General features: G+C 71.4%; 1 protein-coding gene. It reads left to right on the forward strand.

What is annotated here, in order from left to right; all coding sequences use genetic code 11:
- Positions 1–220: U32 family peptidase (locus G5A07_RS21940; RefSeq protein WP_191864039.1), on the forward strand; the 220-nt coding region annotated here is incomplete at both ends.

Consider the following 220-nt stretch of genomic DNA (forward strand, 5'->3'; position numbering starts at 1 on the left):
GTCCCGCAACTGGCGGAAATCGGCGTGGCGGCGGTGAAGATCGAAGGCCGCCAGCGCAGCCCGGCCTACGTCGAGCAGGTCACCCGGGTCTGGCGCCAGGCGCTGGACAGCTACGCCAGCGCGCCGGGCGCCTATAGCGTGCAGCCGCAATGGCAGCGCGCGCTGGCCGGACTTTCCGAAGGGCACCAGACCACCCTGGGCGCCTATCACCGTTCCTGGC

This window comes from Stenotrophomonas sp. AS012628 (genome assembly GCF_010608305.1).
GTDB classification, from domain to species: domain Bacteria; phylum Pseudomonadota; class Gammaproteobacteria; order Xanthomonadales; family Xanthomonadaceae; genus Stenotrophomonas; species Stenotrophomonas geniculata.